The following is a 17,295-nucleotide window of genomic DNA, read 5'->3' as shown; positions in this document are numbered from 1 at the left end:
CCAGACCCTGAAGAACCGCATCCTGCTGGAAAACTACTTCTTGCCCGGTGACCTCGAGGCCCAGATCGAGGCCTTCGTCGAGCACTACAACCACCAGCGTTATCACGAAGCGCTGTCCAACGTGACGCCCGCCGACGCCTACCTCGGCAGGGCGGCTTCCATCCTCAATCAGCGTGAAAGGATCAAGCGACACACCATCGAACATCGGCGCTTGCAACACCGCAAGCTCGCCGCCTAAAACCAACCCCCAGACGAGGTCCGCACTCCGCTAATCTACGCCGCAAGTTGTGCCAAATGTTCTGACGACGGACAACAAATTGTTGAAAAATATGGTGAGCCCGACAGGATTCGAACCTGTGACCCGCTGATTAAAAGTCAGCTGCTCTACCTACTGAGCTACGGGCCCACGTGCTGCCGCGAACGGCTAGCGAGGGCGCTCACCTAGGCAGGGGGCGCGGGCTGGTCAAGCGGGCATGGAGATGGGCGAGGCTCAACCCGCTCACCGGATCGCGCCAGCCGGGCGCGATTGCGCATGCCGGGCCGAGCACAAAAGCCCGATCGCGAAAGGCCGGATGGGGGATGGAGAGGCCCGCGCGGGGCCCTCCGGAGCGCCACACCCCGCCGCTCCACAGCACGATATCGCAGTCAAGCACGCGGTCACCCCAGCGCTGCCCGGAGCGGCGGCCAAATTCACGCTCGGTACGCTTCAATGCGGCGAGCAGCGCGGGCGGATCGCGCTCGCTCTCCAGCACCAGCGCGGCATTTGCAAAGCGGCGCTGCGCCGCGCCGATCGGCGCTGTGGCGATTACCCGCGAGCGGGCCAGCACCGTCCCAAAGGCAGCGAGTTCCTCTTGTGCGGCGCGCACCACCCTGCCCGGCGCGCCATGGCATGCGTGCCGCCGATTGCTTCCCAGCGCGATCAGATAGAGGCTGCTCAAATGTCGTCGGCGATCAGATGTCTTGGGCAATCCGGCCATAAAGCTGGGGCCTGCGGTCGCGGAAAAAACCCATGCCCGCCCGGTGCCGCGCGGCGCGCGCAAGATCGAGCCGGGCAACCAGCACGCCGCGTTCCTCGCAGCCGAATTCCGCGACGAGATCGCCCCATTCATCGGCAATGAAGGAATGGCCGTAAAAGCGCTGGACGCGTTCTTCCGGGCCTTCATGGCCGATACGGTTGCTGGCCAGCACCGGCATGCAGTTCGACACCGCATGACCGATCATCGCGCGCCGCCACATCCGGCTGGTATCGAGTTCGGCATCATAGGGCTCAGACCCGATCGCGGTCGGATAGAGCAGCACTTCGGCGCCGTGGAGGGCCATCACCCGCGCGCATTCCGGATACCACTGGTCCCAGCAGATGCCGACACCCACGCGCACCATCGCGCCACCTTCGCCGGCCACGTCCCATACCTTGAACCCATCATTGCCCGGACGGAAATAGAATTTTTCCTGATAGCCTGGCCCATCGGGAATGTGGCTTTTGCGATAGGTGCCCATGATTGCGCCATCGGGGCCGATCATCGCAAGGGTGTTGTAATAGTGGTGCCCGTCGCGTTCGAAAAAGCTGGTCGGGATCGTCACCTTCAGCTTCGCAGCGAGTTCCTGCATCGCGATCACGCTGGGGTGCTGCGCGGTCGGGCGGGCGAGCGCAAATAGCGCCTCGTCTTCCTCGCGGCAGAAATACTCGCCCGAGAACAATTCGGGCGGCAGGATCAGCTGCGCACCGCACGCGGCAGCCTCCTCGACCAGCGCGGCAACGGCGGCGATGTTGGCGGCCTCGTCAGGTGAGGCGAGCGGAAGCTGCAGGGCGGCGACGGTGATGGCTGTCATGCCGCCGCCCCTTATAGCGATTTCGCGTCCGGTGGAACACCGAACGGCTTGGAAATCGCGGCCAGCAAGGGCGTGATCAATCGGCCTTCTTGAACAGCAAGGTCATGCGGTCGCTCTCGCCCAGCCCGGCAAGTTCCTCGCGCTTGGTGGCAAGCGTCGGCGGCATTTCCCACACGCCCTGCGGGTGGTCGGCGGTATCGTTCGGATTGGCGTTGATATCGCTGCGCGCGACCAGTTCAAAGCCCTGCAGGCGCATGAAATCGATCATGTCTGCCTCACGCAGGTAGCCCTTTGAACCATTGGCATAGGACCACGGCGCATTGGCCTTTGCGCGGTGCTGGACGATGCCGATCATGCCATCATCCTTGAGCAGTTCGCGCATCGCCCGGATTTCGGTGTCAGCGGTGCCGGCCCGGGTCGGGCTGTGCAGCGCGCGGAAAACGAGAATGCGGTCAAAGGTGCCCTTCTGGTCATCGGGAATGGCATCGAGCGTGAGGCCTGCGAACTTGTCAGCCGGAAGCCCGGTATAGCCCGCGACCTCCGCGCCGAACCCTGCCGCCATGTCGCGGATGCGCTGCTGGTGGGCCGGGTCGCTGGTGGCGGTGAGCGGGTTGGTATAGATGCCGACCAACTGGCCCTCACCCCCCAGATAATGCCCCAGCAGGCGCGAATACCAGCCGCCGCCGGGGGCATATTCACCCACCTTCATGTGCGGGCCGACATGGAAAAAGGCGAGCACGTCGGCCGGGTTGCGATGCGCGTCGCGCCTGGCATCCTCGGCCCGGGTCGGGTGGTTGATCGCCGCCGACACCGCCTCGCCATGGTGCTTGGCGAACATGGCAGCCATCTCGTCCTGCGACATACCTTCGTGCATCATTGCCTTTTCGCCTTTGCCGCCATGATGATCGGCGAGAACGGGCGCGGCGATGGCAAGGCCGCTCGCGGTGGCGAGGGCAAGGATCAGCTTCTTCATGGGTATTCTCCCTTGGGAAATGCAGTTGAACCGGAACACACAAGTGGCATTTCCGATCCGCCGCCCTATCTCTGCCAGAAATAAGCGGAGATTTCGATGAGCAATTTGGAAACGGTGATTGTCGCAGGCGGATGCTTCTGGTGCACCGAAGCGGTGTTCCGCGATGTGGTAGGCGTGAGCAAGGTCGAGAGCGGCTATATCGGCGGCACCAAACCCAACCCGACCTACAAGGAAGTGTGCACCGGCACGACCGGCCACGCCGAAGCGATCCGGGTGACCTTTGATCCCCACGCGATCAGCCTCGCCCAGATTTACGACGTGTTCCTCGGCACCCATGATCCGACGCAGCTTAACCGTCAGGGCGGCGATGTCGGCACGCAATATCGCAGCGCAATCTTCCCGTTGTCCGACGCGCAAGCCGCCGAGGCCGAAGCCGCGATTGCGCGCTGGAATGCGGATAATGGCAAGGTGGCGGTGACCACCATCGAAGGCCTCTCGGGCGGCGAACAGACCGCCGAATGGTATCCGGCCGAAGACTACCATCAGGAATACTGGGGCGGCGAAGGCCAGCGCAACCCCTATTGCCTCGCGGTGATCCCGCCCAAGCTGATGAAATTGCGGAAGTCTTTTCAGAAGTATGTGAAGGATTGAGTAGAAACCATTCTCGTCTCCCCGGCCCCCGAGCCGGGGCCCCGCTTCCTGTTTCGGATAGCAGAAGAAAGCGGGATCCCGGATCACGCCCGGGAAGACGATAGGGTTATGGCTTGACCCACCGCGCCACGAAAAACCCGTCCAGCCCGCCTTGATCGGCGAGCATCCCCGGATGCGTGCGCAGCCAGCCCTCTGGCATTGGCGCAAGACCGGCAGGCAGTTCTTCCGCCGTGATCGGCATGGGCGCAAGGCCGCAATGGGCATCAATCCACGCCGCCTGCTCCTCGCCTTCCTCCGCCTCCAGCGAGCATACCGCGTAGACCATCACGCCGCCGGGGTTCAGCCATTCCGCAGCCTTGGCCGCCAGCGCGCGTTGCAGTTCCACCATCTCGGGGATCTGCCGCGCACCGATGCGGTGCAGCACATCGGGGTGGCGGCGGCAGGTGCCGGTCGCGGTGCAAGGTGCGTCGATCAGGATCGCGTCGAAGCGGTGCTTGGGCTCCCATTGCAAGGCATCGGCGCGCACAGGGGAGGCTTTCAGCCCGGTGCGTTTCAAGTTGTCTTTCAGCAGTTCAAGCCGCCGCTTGCTCATGTCGAGCGCGGTGACGTTCCACCCACTTGCTGCCAGCTGCATCGTCTTGCCGCCGGGCGCTGCACACAGGTCGAGCGCGTGCTTGCCCTCCCCGTCACCCAGCAGCCGCGCCGGAATCTGTGCGGCGAGATCCTGCACCCACCAATCGCCCGCCTTGAAGTCCGCGAGACTCTCCACCGCCGCGCCGCGTGGCAAGCGGACGTGGCCCGGCGCAAGCGTCACCCCGCCCATCGCCACGGCGCGGGTCTCGGTTTGGGCGGCATCTTTCAGCGCCAGATCAAGTTCGGGCGGGAAGGCCAACCCCGGCGCGATGGCGGAAGCCTTCTGGGCGCCCCAGCGTTCGACAACGCGCTCTGGCAGGGTCGGCGCTTCGGGCAGCACGCTGCGCCCCGGCTTCACCAGCGCCGAGAACACCCCGTGCGCCAAGCGGCGTGGGCCGCCTGCCAGCAGCGGCAGCCCGGTGGCGATCACTGCATGCGGCGGCGTGTCGAGCCTGAGCGCCTGCGCCAGCATGATCCGCAGCACCATCCGCACCTTGGCATCATCGGGCAGGTTCTGCTTCGTGGCGCTGTCGATCAGGGCATCGCAATCGGTCAGCCAGCGCAAGCTCTCGCCTGCAATCGCCTTGGCCAGCGCGCGGTCGGGGGCCTTGCGGATATCGCCAAGCCCCGCGCCTTCGGCCTGTTCGAGCGTCTCGCCCCGCCGGAACACAGCATCGAGCAGGCGAAGCGCGGCGCGGCGCACGGGGAGTCCGGGGGTCTGAGGCATCGCAGGCCCCTAACCCTTCTTGAAACCAAGTGCCAGCACGCGCATTTGACTGGCATGACCAAACAGAAGTCCGAAGCCGCCAAGCAGTTCAAAAAGCCCGCCCACTGGACCAATGATCCAGTGCCCGCGCCCAAGGCAACCGATCCGCTGAAAGACGAACCGCGCGAGCTTTCCCCCACCCGCTATGGCGATTGGGAGAAGGACGGGATCGCCTGGGATTTTTGATCTGGTTCGTCATTGCGAGCGGAGCGAAGCAATCCAGCATCGAACCTCGCCGTAACCGGCAAGGGCTGGTCATGGATTGCCACGTTGCCTTTGGCTCCTCGCAATGACGAATAGCGGGCATAAGGCCCGTTTCAGATCGGTTTAGACCCTGCCTAGACCCCTGTCAGACCCCCGGCAGCCAATGTTTCACATGAAACATTTATAGCGGCGTGAAGGTGACTTTCAGCCCATCCTTGGGCTGCGGGATCGGCCAGTCCTGCCAATCGGGATTGTAACCCTCAGCCGCCTCAATCCGGTAACGCTGGAGCAATTGGGCCAGCAGCACCTTCACCTGCATATAGGCAAAGTGGAGGCCCAGGCACATATGCGCCCCGCCGCCGAACGGCACCCAGGCATATTTGTGCCGCGCCTTCACCTGTTCGGGCGTGAAGCGCATGGGATCAAAGGTGAAGGGATTGTCCCAATATTCCTCGGAATGGTGGGTCCAGTAGATGTTGATCCCCACCATCGCGCCTGCCGGAATCTGGTACCCGCCATATTCGAATGCCTTGAGTGCCCGGCGCGGCATTGATGGCACCGGCGGGATCATCCGCAGCGATTCCTTGAACGCCATTTCGGTGAGTTCCAGCTTGCCCAGATCATCATAATCCAACGGGCGGGGGTTGCCGTCTCCATCCGGGCCGCCGGTGACCGCCATGATCTCCTCACGCAGTTTTTCCTGCCATTCGGGATTGGTGGCGAGGTGATAGATCAGCGAGGTTGCCGAAGACGTGATGGTGTCATGCGCGGCCATCATCAGAAAGTTCATGTGATCGACCACTTCATCGACCGGCAGCAGCGAACCATCTTCGCGCGTCGCGGTAGCAAACTGGCTGAACATGTCCTGCCCGCCGCCCTCGTTGCGGCGGCGCAGGGTTTCCCTGGTGAAATAGTCGACCAGAAACGCCCGGCCATCGACACCCTTCTTCATCTTGGTGAAGGGCAGCGGCTTGCGGATCGGTGCGACCGAGGCCTGCACCATGTCGACGAAGGCTTCGTTGATCTTGTCGGCTTCAGGCCCCCACGGCAGGCCGATGAAGCTGTCAGCGGCCAGATCAAGCGTGAGCTTCTTGATCGCCGGATAGAACTCTTTCGGCCCCGCCCATGTGGCAACTTCGCGGGCGATACCGCGGTTGAGCGCGCCCGAATAATGCCGCATCGGTTCCGGCTTGAACGCGATCGACAGCGCGCGGCGATCAATCCGGTGATGGTCGAAATCCATCAGCATCAGCCCGCGCGGAAACAGCTGGTCGAGCACCGGGCCCCAGCCCTGTTCGGACGAGAAGATCTTGTCCTTGTTGAACAATAACAGCTCGTTCGCTTCGGCCCCGATCAGCGCGATCTGCCAGCCACCAAAGGCGCGGTTCCTGTAGACCTTGCCATGGGTTTCGATCATCCGCTGCGCAAAGGCATGCGGATCAGCCAGCATGGTGAAGGTGTTGCCCACCAGCGGCCAGCCTGCATCGCCGGGAATATGGGCAAGATCGGCTTCGGTCAGCCGCCCTTCGCTCCAGTGGCGGGGCGCGCCTTCGCCAAGGCGGGCAGGCGCGGTGTCACCCTTTGGTTCGGGCGACGACGGGGCTTCGGCAAGAGTGGCCATGGTGGTCTCGATGCTCCGGTTAAGGTTCGGATTCGCAACTGACCTTGGTGTAAATAAGTCGGGCGCTTAAATCCAGCCCGAAAGCTCACGCCGCAGCATCGCATCGATCATCGCAAGGCCATGATCCGAGGTGTTGAGGCAATCGAGCACGGCGTAATCCTCGCCGCCCGCCTCGATGAATTCGTCGCGCCCTTCCAGCGCCAGTTCTTCCAGCGTCTCGACACAGTCGGCAGCAAAGCCGGGGGCAGCCACCACGAGTCGCTTGGTGCCCTTCTGCCCTTCCTCGATGAGCGTGGTGTCGGTTGACGGTTCGAGCCACCGCGCCGGGCCAAAGCGCGACTGGAACGTGGTTTCGAACCGCACGCCATCAAATGCGGGCCGCTGCGCCAGCAATTCGCGCAGCAGGCGGGCGGTCTTGGAACAATGGCAGTAATAGGGATCGCCCTTTTCCAGCGTGCGCAGCGGCATGCCGTGAAAGCTCAGCAGCATGACTTCGGGGCGGAACGCGAGGCCTTGCACCTGCCGGGTCAGGTCATCGGCCAGCGCGCCGAGATAAATCGGATCATCGTGATAGGGCGGCACGAAGCGAATCGTCGGCTGCCAGCGCATGTCGCCCAGCACGCGGGCGACCTCATCGAACACGGTCGCGGTGGTGGCAGCGCAATATTGCGGATACATCGGCGCGATCAGGATGCGGTCGCAGCCCGTGGCCATCAACTCGCCCACGCGCTGCTCGATCGACGGCTTGCCGTAACGCATCGCGTAATCGACCACAACCTTGTCGCCGAACCGCCCCATCATCGCCTCGGCCTGCCCGGCGGTGATGTCGGCCAGCGGCGATCCGCGGTCGGTCCAGATCTTGGTGTAGGCTTCCGAGCTTTTCCGCGGCCGGGTGTTCAGAATGATCCCGCGCAGGATCGGCTGCCATGCAATCGGGGGAATCTCGATCACCCGCCGATCGGACAGGAACTGGCGCAGGTAGCGCTTGACCGAATCCGGGTCGGGGCCGTCGGGCGTGCCGAGGTTGACCAGCAGGACGCCGATCATGCCACTCGATACAGGGGGGTGGTCGCCCGGAAGGCGCTGGGTCTGCCAGGTCATTGCCGCCCCAACGTTCGCCGAGCGTTTGGTTTCCGGGCGAAGTCCATTGCCCGGACCGGGTGTTGCAGATTTGTCCGGGTCATATGCCGTCCGAAAGTAGGGGCAGTCGTCTGAGCCGCAAGCCTGTAGCCGAAAACAGCGCATTGGCAATCGCAGGCGGGGCAACAACCGCGCCCAGCTCGCCCGGATCGGCGGGCGGGGCTTCGCTGGCGAGGAATTCGATCCGCATTTGGGGGCAATCGGCAAGGCGCGGCAGGCCCAGCCCGGCATAATCGAGGCTTTCGGGAATCCCGGCGCGCAGTTTGAACGGATTGCCCAGCGCAATCCCCATCCCGAACACCAGCCCGCCTTCGATCTGCTGGCGGGCGATATCGTGGTTGATGATCCGGCCAATATCGACAGCGGCGGCGAGCTGGGTGACGCGCACCCCGCCCTCGCCCTGCCGCGCGGTCACTACGCAGGCGATCCGCGCCGCTTCCGGCCCATCGCCGATCCGGGCGCAGGCGAGCCCCTGCCCGCTCTGGTCCGCGCCGCCATCCCACCCGGCCAACTGGGCGGCGCGTTGCAGGCAGGCCGCCAGTCGCACGTCATTGCCGAGCATCGCCATGCGGAAGGACAGCGGCTCGCGCCCGTGCTTGGCTGCGATCTCATCGATGAAGCTTTCGATCGCGAAGGTGGTCGGCCCGTAGGCATTGCCGCGCACCCGGCCGACCGGCAGGCCGATTTCGACCGGCACATGTTCGACCACCACGCCGGGCAATTCGTAGGGCGGCACCGCGCCTTCACAGGCGAGCGGATCAGGCTCGCCGGTGGTCTCGCGGATCGCGGCCATGGTGGTGAGATTGCCGAACAGCCGCTTGCCGAATTCGCGCGCGGCAGGCGGGGTGGCGATGCGGAGGCGCAAGCCATCGATCGCGCCGTCATCGGCCTTGGAAAGCTGCGCGCCCACCAGCAGCCAGGCAGGCGCACGTGGGCGGCTGCGGATCAGCGCGTCGCGGCGCGGCCATGTGAGCTGCACCGGGCGGCCCAGTTGCTTGGCGATCAGCGCAATCTCGATCGCGTGGTCATGCTCCAGCCGCGCATCAAAGCTGCCGCCTGCCGGCATGGGATAAAGCGCCACGTCCTCGGTCGCGATGCCGATTGCGCGGGCGGCAGCGATGCGCGCCTGCTCGGGCGCTTGGGCAGCCATCCACAGGTCGAGCCGCCCATCGGCATAGCGTGCCGCTGCGCAGGCGGTCTCCACCGGTGCGGCATGATGCGGCTCGATCTCGTAACGGCGGGCCATGTCGACCCGGCTCATGGCGTCGCGGCCGAACCCGGTCTCGGCAATCGTGAAGCCCTTGCCCCCGGTGAGAAAAGTATCGAGCCTGGCGACGATTTCGTTGCTGCTGATCGGCGCGGAGGTGGAAAATCTCGGCTTCATCGCCTCCAGCGCCGCGTCCGCGCTCCACCATGTCTCGGCGGCAACCGCAAGCCAGCGCTTGCTCTTGATAATGCCGGCAATCCCTTCGATCCCCGAAACGGCCTCGCGGTCGAACCCGGTCAGTTCCGAACCGTCGATCGGCCCGTGCCTGATCGACGCAAACACCATGCCCGGCAGGCGCACGTCGCCGGCAAAGCGGTAGGAGCCATCGACCTTGGACGGCAGATCGAGCCGGGGATAGGCTGATGGCGCGTTCGAATCGGCGGGCAGCGGTGCCTCGCGCGGGGGCTCGGGGCGCAGCGGCGGGGGATCGGGCGGGGCATATCCGGCCGCCCCGTCGGCCAGCTCGCCAAAGGTTGCGCGTTGTTCGCCGTGCATGACCAGCCCGCCTTCGACCTCGCATTCCTCCCACGCCACGCCCCAGCGCGCGGCCGCCTCCTGCGCCAGCATGGCCCGCGCGGCGGCGGCGGCCTCGCGGCAGGGCATTTCATAGGCGGCAAGCGAGGTGCCGTCGGCGGTGGCGTTGAACCGCTGCGCCCCGGCGAAGCGTTTGGCCATCAGCGCATCGGTGCTTTCCGAAAGGCCCGCCGCGAGCGGATCCCACAGCGCGATCCATTTCTGCGCCAGCGGGACATTGCCATAGGCTCCGGATACGGGCGCGGGCTCGACCGCGATCTGCCGCCAGTCCGCGCCCAGTTCATGGGCGACAATCTGCGGCAGCAGCGTGGTGATCCCCTGCCCCATCTCGAGCTGCGGGACGGCAATTGTCACCACCCCGTCGGTGGCGATCTTCAGCCATGCACCGAATAGATGTTCGCCCTTGGCAGCGACCAGCGGGCTGGCATAGCTGCGCGGCATCAGCCACCAGCCGATCAGCAGGCCCCCGCCTGCCGCCGCTCCGGCCAGCACGCCCCGCCGCGAAACCTGCATCAATCAGACCGTTCCTGTATCAAGCCAGCGCGCCAGCTTTGCAGCAATCGCGACAAAGGGGGCGGCTGCATCGCCATCGCTGGCCGCGGGCGGTTCACCCTTGTCGCCCGCGATGCGGGTCTCCAGCGTCAGCGGCACCCGGCCAAGAAAGGGGATTTCCAGCGCGGCGGCGAATTTCTCGACCCCGCCTGAACCGAATGGATCGCTGATATGCCCGCATTCGGGACAGCAATATCCCGCCATGTTCTCGACCAGTCCGATGATCGGCACCTCGCCCTGTTCGAACAACTGCCCGGCGCGCGCGGCGTCGATCAGCGCAAGATCCTGCGGGGTCGACACCAGAATTGCCCCGTCCGGGCGGTGGGCGGACAGCATCGACAATTGCACATCGCCCGTCCCCGGCGGCAGATCGACCAGCAGCAGATCGGTCTCGCCCCATTCGGCATCGACCAGCTGGCTCAGCGCCTTGCCGGTCATCGGCCCGCGCCATGCCAGCGCCTTGCCCGGCGCGACGATGTGCCCCATCGACAGCACCTTCACGCCGTGGCGACTTTCCAGCGGCACCAGCTTGTCGCCCTCGACCATCGGTTTCTGGCCTTCGGTCGCCAGCAGCTTGGGCTGAGAGGGGCCGTAGATATCGCCATCAATCACCCCGACGCTGCGGCCCATCCGGGCAAGCGCGACGGCAAGATTGGTGGTCAGCGTCGACTTGCCGACCCCGCCCTTGCCCGATCCGACCGCGATCAGCCGGCGGCGGCGACGCTCACCGGTCAGCGCGACGCGGACTTCGTCAAATTCCGCCAGCGGGGTAAGCGCGGCGGTGATATCGGCTTCTAGTGCGGCGCGCGCAGATCCGGACAGGTCGCCTGCCTCGGCGACGATCACGGCACGGCGGGAAATGATCCGGGCCGAGCGCACGCGGTGGTTGATTTCCGGCGTCAGGGCGGCGCGAATCAGCGCCTCTTCGGCATCCGGCTGGCGGGGCGGGTGATGTGGCTTGCTCATGGGCTTGCGCCTCTACCATCAATTTCACGCAGCCAACCCCTGTTTTTCATGAGCAGGCATGCCTATAACGACTTTATGCAAAGAACTGACGGTTGGAGAGAACGTCTTGGCGTGGCCGCACGCGGCCTTGCCATGGCTGGCAAGAAAAACCCCTGGGGCGGGAGCGGCAAGGGCGATGGCCCTGCCGAAGACGGCCCGGACGCCGATCGCGGCGCGGGTGGCGGCGATGGGCCGCGCAACCCATGGCTGCCCGGCGGGGGCGAGCCCGGCAAACGCCGCTCGGCCAGCATCGAGGACATTTTCAAGAACCGCGGCCCCGAAGGCCCGCGCCGCGCCGGTGGCGGCCCCGGCGGGCCGACGTTCCGCCTGCCCGAACGCCCGGGCGGCAAGAGCTGGCTGCCCATCATCATCGGCGCGGTCGCGGCCTTGTGGATTGCGCTCTCCAGCGTGCATTTCGTCCAGCCGGGCGAACAGGCGGTGGTCACCTGGCTTGGCGGCAAATATTCCGACACGCTCGATCCCGGCACGAATTTCACTGCGCCCTGGCCGATCAACCTGGTCCAGAAAGAAAATGTCACAAAAATCCGGTCCGAGGAAATCCCCGGCAGCAGCACCGAAAAACTGATCCTGACCGGGGACCAGAACCTTGTCGATCTGTCCTATGTCATTCGCTGGAACATCTCAGACCTGACGCTGTACCAGTATCAGCTGTCCGATCCGCGCAATGCCTTGCTTGAAATCGGCGAGGCGGCGATGCGTGCCGCTGTCGCCCGCAAGCGTCTGGACACCGTGCTGACCGGTGAAGGCCGCGCCGAGATCGAACAGACCGTGCGCGAACGGATGCAGGCCCGGCTCGATGCCTATCGGTCAGGGATCATCGTGCAGGGGGTCGAAATCAACAAGACCGATCCGCCCAGCCGCGTTGAAGAAGCGTTCAAGGATGTGTCCTCGGCGCAGCAGGATGCCGATGCCGCGGTAAACCGCGCGCAGGCGATCGCACAGCAGGTGCTGGCACGGGCACAGGGCGATGCGAGCGAATTCAACAATATCTACGAAGAATATCGCCTCGCCCCCGAAGTGACCCGCCGTCGTCTCTATTACGAGACCATGGAAGCGGTGCTGTCGAAGACCGACAAGACCATCGTCGAAGCCGACGGTGTGACCCCTTACCTGCCGCTGCCCGAATTGCAGCGCAGGTCGCAGAGCGCGGCCAAGCCCGCCGCGCCGCGAGGAGAATGAACGCGATGGAAAATCTCTTGAAGAATTATCGAATTCCGATCTTCGCAGGCATTGCACTGATCATCGCGCTGCTTGGCAGCATGGTTATCGTGCCGGAAACCCATCAGGCGGTGGTGATCCGCACCGGACAGCCTGACCGGGTGTTCAACAAGTTCAAGCCCGAAGTGCCTTACGGCCAGACCGGTGCCGGGGTGCAGTTCCGCATCCCGTTCGTCGAACAGGTGCAGATGGTCGATCGGCGGGTGCTCGATCTCGACATGACCCGGCAGCAGGTGCTTTCCAACGATCAGCAGCGCCTGCAGGTCGATGCCTATGCCCGTTACCGGATCATCGATCCGGTGCGGATGGTGGAACGCGCCGGAACCGAAATGCAGCTCGAATCCCAGCTCGTGCCGATCCTCACCTCGGTGCTGCGGCAGGAGCTTGGGCGCCGCCCCTTCGCCTCGCTGATCAATGCCGAGCGTGGCACGGCAATGGCCAACATCACCCGCACGCTTGATGCGCAGGCGCGCGAATATGGCGCGCAGGTGCTGGATGTGCGGATCAAGGCGGCCGACCTGCCCGAAGGCCGCCCGCTCGATGCGGCTTTCACCCGCATGGAAACCGACCGCCAGGAAGAGGCGGCAACCATTCGTGCGGCTGGCCAGCGCGATGCCCAGATCACCCAGGCCGAGGCACAGGCCAGGGCAGCGCGCATCTATGCCGATGCCTATGGCAAGGATCCGGAATTCTACGATTTCTACCGCGCCATGCAGAGCTATCGCCAGACCTTCCTCAGCGGTGAAGGCAATTCGGCCATGGTCCTTTCGGAAGACAGCGAATATTTCCGGCAGTTCCGGGGCAAGCGCTGAGCCGTTCGACGAGCGTCCCATGACGTCGGGTGAACGTGCAGCGCGTTCAATTGGCGTTCATGGCCGGGACGCTCAATCTGGGGTGCATCCAGCAAGGCTGCGGGCCGTCATGCGCGGCAGCAGTGACAAGGTTTGAGGAACGCCGCGGCCATCCCGCGCATTCCACCACAGGATAAGGATCAAGAGGACGTGAACAAAGTGCGCTATGTGTATGGACTCTCGAGCGCGCTGCTGGTTGGCGGCGCGGCGGTTTCGCTGATCACCGGCACGCCGCTGGGCGCGCAGGTGGCGCAGAATGATGAGGCGCTGATGGACCGCGTCGTGCCGATTGCAGGCGCGCCGGCGAGCTTTGCCGATCTCACCGCGCAGCTTCAGCCGGCGGTGGTCAACATCTCGACCCGCCAGCGGATCGAGGTCAGCAACAACCCCTTTGCGGGCACCCCCTTCGCTGAACTGTTCAACCGGCGCGGCGGCGGCCAGCCGCAGACCCGTGAGGCCCAATCGCTGGGCTCGGGCTTTATCATCTCGGCCGATGGCTTTGTGGTGACCAACAACCACGTGGTCTCGCCCGACAGCCGCGCCAAGCTGGAATCGATCGCTGTCACCCTGCCCGACGGCACCGAATACGAAGCCGAACTGATCGGCGCTGATGCTGCATCCGACCTCGCGGTGCTCAAGATCAAGGCCAGCAAGACCTTCCCCTTTGTCACCTTCGGCGATTCGAGCGCGGCACGCGTGGGCGATTGGGTGGTGGCAATCGGCAATCCCTTCGGCCTTGGCGGCACCGTCACCAGCGGGATCGTTTCGGCGGTCTATCGCAACACCGGGCAGGGCGGCGCCTATGACCGCTACATCCAGACCGATGCCAGCATCAACCGCGGCAATTCGGGCGGCCCGCTGTTCGACATGCGCGGCAATGTGATCGGCATCAACAACGCGATCTTCTCGCCTTCTGGCGGGAGTGTGGGCATCGGCTTTGCGATTCCTGCCGAGATCGCCGCACCGATCGTCGAGCAACTTCGGGCAGGTCGCGAGATCGAGCGCGGTTATCTCGGTGTGCGCCTGCAACCGATTGATGAGGATTTCGCCGCCTCGCTCGGCTTGCCAAAGCGCCGGGGAGAACTGGTCCAGACGGTCGAGGAAACCAGTCCTGCCGGCCGCGCCGGGATCAAGGCGGGCGACATCATCACCAAGGTCAACGGCAAGGACGTGAGCGCAGACCAGACCGTCAGCTTCCTCGTCGCCAATCTCCAGCCGGGCGCGCAGGTGCCGGTCGAGCTGCTGCGCGACGGCAAGCGCGTGGCGGTCAACGTCACGCTCGGCAAGCGTCCGAGCGAAGCGGAACTCCAGCAACAGGCCCAGACGTTCGATCCCGAAGCGGAAGAGCCGATGGCACCCGGCACTTCGGACGGCACAATCGAGGAGAAGCTGGGCCTGCAGGTGCTCGGCATGACCCCGCAGATCGCCCGCTCGCTGGGCGTTCCGGTCGACATCAAGGGTGTGGTGATCGGTACGGTCGATCCCAATTCGGACGCGGCACGCAAGGGCCTGCGCCGCGGCGACATCATCCTGTCGGCCAATTACCAGCCGGTCGAATCGGTCGAGGATCTGCTGGCGCAGGTCAATGTCGCCACCAGCGAAGGCCGCGAGGCCCTGCTGCTGCGCATCCAGCGCCGTACCCAGCCACCGGCATTCTTCCCGATCCGTCTGCGCTGATCGCGGGCGCAGGCAAGGCAGGGGGCGCCGGGAGCAGATTCCGGCGCCCTTCTTGCTGCCCGCCTAATCGTTCGGTTGTGGCGGCAGCACCGCTGCTGGTGGCGGCGCTTGCGGGCGACGCGGCTCGCGCCGGTCCTGTGGCAAGGCGCCGCCAGTCGCCTGTTCAAGGAAGTCCTCGCTCGCCGCAGCCGGCGCATCGCGCGCGCGTTCGCCCTCGATGCCGAAGGGGCTCGGGATCTGCTCGCGCCGCCCGGGTTCGACCAGATTGCCCTGCTCGTCGATGAAGTAGTAATCATCCGGCTCGCCGAACATCGCCTCTTGATCCGGCTCCAACTGCCATTCTGGCAGCTCGACCGTGATATCGAATTCCTCGATCGGGCGATCCTTGACCGCATAGCGCATGAAGGCGGCAAAGGCCTGTGCCGGAGCGCGCCCGCCCTGCAATCCGGGCACCGCACGGGCATCGTCGCGGCCCATCCACACGCCGGTGGTCACGCCCGAGGAAAAGCCGACAAACCAGCCATCCTTGTTTGACGAGGTGGTGCCGGTCTTGCCCGCCACCGGTCGCCCGATCTGCGCGGCGCGGCCTGTGCCGGTCTGCACCGCCGCCTGAAGAAGATCGGTCATGCCCGCGACGACATAATCGGGCACCAGCGCACGGTCGCGCCGTTCCTCGTGCTGGTAGAGCAATTCGCCATCGGCAGTGGTCACCTTGGCGATGCCATAGGGTTCGATCCCCACCCCCTTGGCCGAGATCGCGGCAAAGGCGCGGGTCATCTCGATCAGGCGCACTTCCGAGGAGCCCAGCACCATCGAAGGGAAGGTTGCAATTTCGGAGGTAATCCCGAACCGCCGCGCCATCGAGGCGACCGTGCCGAACCCGACTTCATTGCCAAGCTGGGCTGCGACGGTGTTGATCGAAAAGGCGAAGGCGGTGCGCACATCGGTTTCGCCAACATTGCGCCCGTTGGAATTGCGCGGGCTCCAACCGTCGATCGTCACCGGGGTATCGACCACCATGTCCTCGGGCGTGTAACCCGCCTCCAGCGCGGCGAGATAGACGAACAGCTTCCACGATGACCCCGGCTGGCGCATCGCAGCGGTGGCGCGGTTGAAATTGGTGGCGACGTAATCCGTGCCGCCCACCAGCGCGAGGATCGCACCATCCCGGTCAAGGCTGACCAGCGCGCCCTGCGCTCCGCGCGGCGTGTTGGCTTCGATCGCAGTCGTCGCCGCGCGCTGCATCCCGATGTCGAGCGTGGTCCAGACCTCGATAGGTTCAAAGGTTTCGGGTAGGATGATGTCGAGCTGCGGCAGCACCCAATCGGTGAAATAGCGCACCGAATTCTGCCCTGCCGCCTGCTTCAATTGCACCGCAGTCACATCGACCATCGCCTGATCGGACGAGATGTAGCCCTGTTCGCGCATCAGCCGCAGCACCACCTGCGCGCGGTCGACCGCGGCCTGCACATCGGCGGTGGGGGAATAGCGGCTCGGCGCCTTGACCAGCCCGGCGATGATCGCCGCCTCGCCCACGCTGAGTTCTGTCGCGGGGTGGCTGAAGAACTTGCGCGACGCAGAATCAATGCCGTAGGCGCCGCCGCCGAAATAGACCTTGTTAAGATAAAGCTCGAGGATCTCCTCCTTGGAGAACTTCCATTCGAGCGCCAGCGCCAGCACCGCCTCGCGCGCCTTGCGGTCAAAGGTGCGGTTGGAATTGAGGAACAGGTTGCGGGCAAGCTGCTGGGTGATGGTCGATGTGCCGCCCAGCCGCGCACGCGACCCGGTGACACCTTCGACCAGCGCGCCTGTCAGGCGCACCGGATCAATCCCGAAATGCGAATGGAACCGCTTGTCCTCGACCGCGATCATCGCGTTCGTCATGGTGCTGGGGATCTCGTCGTGATCGAGCCATTCGCCGAAACTGGGGCCAAGCTCGACAATCTCGCGCCCGTCGCGCGCGCGCACGATGATGGTCTGGCCGGGCTGGTTGGCCTTGAGCGCGGAATAGCCGGGGATCGAGCGCGCGGCCATGGCGACCGCAATGCCGAGCATGACAACCCCCAGCAGCGCCAGCCCGCCGCCCCACAGCGCACCGCGTTTCAGCCAGAGCCGCAGGCGCGAGGGCGGCTTGCCCCCGGCGCTGCCCGCCTTGCTTCGGGCTGCGGGCGTTTCGCTCCGCTGCGCCGCCGCCCGGCGGGTGCCGCGCGCGCCCTTTTTCTGCAACCGGTCACCCCTTCTGGACATGGTCTGATGATTTATCCGTTAGCGCCCGTCACGACAGGGCGCAGCGCCGCCTTGCATAGGCGAGTTGTAACCGGGGGTGAATGGCCGGGAGGCGGTCGTCCCCGG

Annotated in this window: 15 protein-coding genes and 1 tRNA gene; 6 read left to right on the top strand and 10 right to left on the bottom strand. The window is 65.1% G+C overall.

The window, feature by feature from the left end; genetic code table 11:
* The coding region (locus tag BUA05_RS13180) for an integrase core domain-containing protein (protein WP_084662706.1) at positions 1–238 on the top strand (238 nt) is incomplete at its 5' end.
* 92 nt (positions 239–330) lie between these two features.
* On the opposite strand, the gene BUA05_RS13175 is transcribed toward BUA05_RS13180, so the two are convergent.
* The 4 genes from BUA05_RS13175 to BUA05_RS13160 form a co-directional block, all read right to left on the bottom strand.
* Positions 331–406, bottom strand: a tRNA-Lys gene (locus BUA05_RS13175).
* A gap of 31 nt (positions 407–437) precedes the next feature.
* Entirely contained in the window at positions 438–977 is a 540-nt protein-coding gene (gene folK, locus BUA05_RS13170; protein ID WP_072675472.1) for a 2-amino-4-hydroxy-6-hydroxymethyldihydropteridine diphosphokinase, read from the bottom strand.
* Positions 952–1,830 carry an N-carbamoylputrescine amidase gene (aguB, locus tag BUA05_RS13165; protein ID WP_072675471.1) on the bottom strand — a complete coding sequence of 293 codons (879 nt, stop codon included), beginning with the start codon at positions 1,828–1,830 and terminating at the stop codon, positions 952–954. Before aguB ends, folK begins: the two co-directional genes overlap by 26 nt.
* 76 nt (positions 1,831–1,906) lie before the next feature.
* A complete protein-coding gene (locus BUA05_RS13160) occupies positions 1,907–2,803 on the bottom strand; it encodes a class I SAM-dependent methyltransferase (protein WP_072675470.1) in 897 nt (298 codons plus the stop codon).
* A 96-nt stretch (positions 2,804–2,899) separates the two neighbouring features.
* Here BUA05_RS13160 and msrA point away from each other — a divergent pair, with 96 nt between their 5' ends.
* On the top strand, positions 2,900–3,454 hold the full coding sequence (gene msrA / locus BUA05_RS13155) for a peptide-methionine (S)-S-oxide reductase MsrA (protein WP_072675469.1): 555 nt from the start codon (positions 2,900–2,902) through the stop codon (positions 3,452–3,454).
* Positions 3,455–3,560: 106 nt separating this feature from the next.
* Here the strand turns inward: msrA and BUA05_RS13150 are convergent, their stop codons facing one another.
* The gene (locus tag BUA05_RS13150) at positions 3,561–4,814 is read right to left on the bottom strand and encodes an RsmB/NOP family class I SAM-dependent RNA methyltransferase (RefSeq protein ID WP_072675468.1); all 1,254 of its coding nucleotides are present in this window, start codon (positions 4,812–4,814) and stop codon (positions 3,561–3,563) included.
* 54 nt (positions 4,815–4,868) lie between these two features.
* On the opposite strand from BUA05_RS13150, the gene BUA05_RS13145 reads away from it, so the two are divergent.
* Positions 4,869–5,039: a DUF1674 domain-containing protein gene (locus BUA05_RS13145; protein WP_072675467.1), complete on the top strand. Its 171-nt coding sequence runs from the start codon at positions 4,869–4,871 to the stop codon at positions 5,037–5,039.
* Positions 5,040–5,238: 199 nt separating this feature from the next.
* Here BUA05_RS13145 and BUA05_RS13140 read toward each other — a convergent pair whose 3' ends face one another.
* The 4 genes from BUA05_RS13140 to BUA05_RS13125 form a co-directional block, all read right to left on the bottom strand.
* Positions 5,239–6,678, bottom strand: coding sequence for a cytochrome P450 (locus BUA05_RS13140; protein ID WP_072675466.1), 1,440 nt, complete (start codon positions 6,676–6,678; stop codon positions 5,239–5,241).
* A gap of 66 nt (positions 6,679–6,744) precedes the next feature.
* Positions 6,745–7,779, bottom strand: a complete 1,035-nt coding sequence (gene hemH, locus BUA05_RS13135; protein ID WP_072675465.1) for a ferrochelatase — start codon at positions 7,777–7,779, stop codon at positions 6,745–6,747.
* A gap of 79 nt (positions 7,780–7,858) precedes the next feature.
* Positions 7,859–10,132, bottom strand: coding sequence for a molybdopterin cofactor-binding domain-containing protein (locus tag BUA05_RS13130; protein ID WP_072675489.1), 2,274 nt, complete (start codon positions 10,130–10,132; stop codon positions 7,859–7,861).
* 3 nt (positions 10,133–10,135) lie between these two features.
* On the bottom strand, positions 10,136–11,137 hold the full coding sequence (locus BUA05_RS13125) for an Mrp/NBP35 family ATP-binding protein (RefSeq protein WP_072675464.1): 1,002 nt from the start codon (positions 11,135–11,137) through the stop codon (positions 10,136–10,138).
* Between the two features lie 132 nt (positions 11,138–11,269).
* Between BUA05_RS13125 and hflK the strand changes: the two genes are divergently transcribed.
* The 3 genes from hflK to BUA05_RS13110 all read left to right on the top strand — a co-directional run bounded on the left by hflK (position 11,270) and on the right by BUA05_RS13110 (position 14,943).
* Positions 11,270–12,376, top strand: coding sequence for a protease modulator HflK (hflK, locus tag BUA05_RS13120; protein ID WP_072675463.1), 1,107 nt, complete (start codon positions 11,270–11,272; stop codon positions 12,374–12,376).
* A 5-nt stretch (positions 12,377–12,381) separates the two neighbouring features.
* Entirely contained in the window at positions 12,382–13,227 is an 846-nt protein-coding gene (hflC, locus tag BUA05_RS13115; RefSeq protein ID WP_072675488.1) for a protease modulator HflC, read from the top strand.
* Between the two features lie 189 nt (positions 13,228–13,416).
* Positions 13,417–14,943, top strand: coding sequence for a Do family serine endopeptidase (locus BUA05_RS13110; protein ID WP_084662705.1), 1,527 nt, complete (start codon positions 13,417–13,419; stop codon positions 14,941–14,943).
* Between the two features lie 63 nt (positions 14,944–15,006).
* Here the strand turns inward: BUA05_RS13110 and BUA05_RS13105 are convergent, their stop codons facing one another.
* Positions 15,007–17,190, bottom strand: a complete 2,184-nt coding sequence (locus BUA05_RS13105; protein WP_072675462.1) for a transglycosylase domain-containing protein — start codon at positions 17,188–17,190, stop codon at positions 15,007–15,009.
* Positions 17,191–17,295: the final 105 nt, after the last annotated feature.

Origin of the sequence: Erythrobacter sanguineus (assembly GCF_900143235.1) — a bacterium.
In the GTDB taxonomy this organism is placed as follows: Bacteria; Pseudomonadota; Alphaproteobacteria; order Sphingomonadales; family Sphingomonadaceae; genus Erythrobacter; species Erythrobacter sanguineus.
The sequence above is the reverse complement of the archived record's forward strand: the minus strand, read 5'-3'. Positions and strand labels throughout refer to the sequence as shown.

Excerpts from the sequence above, each read along its gene's own strand:
- folK (WP_072675472.1), bottom strand. The coding sequence starts at position 977 with ATGGCCGGATTGCCCAAGACATCTGATCGCCGACGACATTTGAGCAGC.
- aguB (WP_072675471.1), bottom strand. The coding sequence starts at position 1,830 with ATGACAGCCATCACCGTCGCCGCCCTGCAGCTTCCGCTCGCCTCACCT.
- BUA05_RS13160 (WP_072675470.1), bottom strand. The coding sequence starts at position 2,803 with ATGAAGAAGCTGATCCTTGCCCTCGCCACCGCGAGCGGCCTTGCCATC.
- msrA (WP_072675469.1), top strand. The coding sequence starts at position 2,900 with ATGAGCAATTTGGAAACGGTGATTGTCGCAGGCGGATGCTTCTGGTGC.
- BUA05_RS13150 (WP_072675468.1), bottom strand. The coding sequence starts at position 4,814 with ATGCCTCAGACCCCCGGACTCCCCGTGCGCCGCGCCGCGCTTCGCCTG.
- BUA05_RS13145 (WP_072675467.1), top strand. The coding sequence starts at position 4,869 with ATGACCAAACAGAAGTCCGAAGCCGCCAAGCAGTTCAAAAAGCCCGCC.
- BUA05_RS13140 (WP_072675466.1), bottom strand. The coding sequence starts at position 6,678 with ATGGCCACTCTTGCCGAAGCCCCGTCGTCGCCCGAACCAAAGGGTGAC.
- hemH (WP_072675465.1), bottom strand. The coding sequence starts at position 7,779 with ATGACCTGGCAGACCCAGCGCCTTCCGGGCGACCACCCCCCTGTATCG.
- BUA05_RS13130 (WP_072675489.1), bottom strand. The coding sequence starts at position 10,132 with ATGCAGGTTTCGCGGCGGGGCGTGCTGGCCGGAGCGGCGGCAGGCGGG.
- BUA05_RS13125 (WP_072675464.1), bottom strand. The coding sequence starts at position 11,137 with ATGAGCAAGCCACATCACCCGCCCCGCCAGCCGGATGCCGAAGAGGCG.
- hflK (WP_072675463.1), top strand. The coding sequence starts at position 11,270 with ATGGCTGGCAAGAAAAACCCCTGGGGCGGGAGCGGCAAGGGCGATGGC.
- hflC (WP_072675488.1), top strand. The coding sequence starts at position 12,382 with ATGGAAAATCTCTTGAAGAATTATCGAATTCCGATCTTCGCAGGCATT.
- BUA05_RS13105 (WP_072675462.1), bottom strand. The coding sequence starts at position 17,190 with ATGTCCAGAAGGGGTGACCGGTTGCAGAAAAAGGGCGCGCGCGGCACC.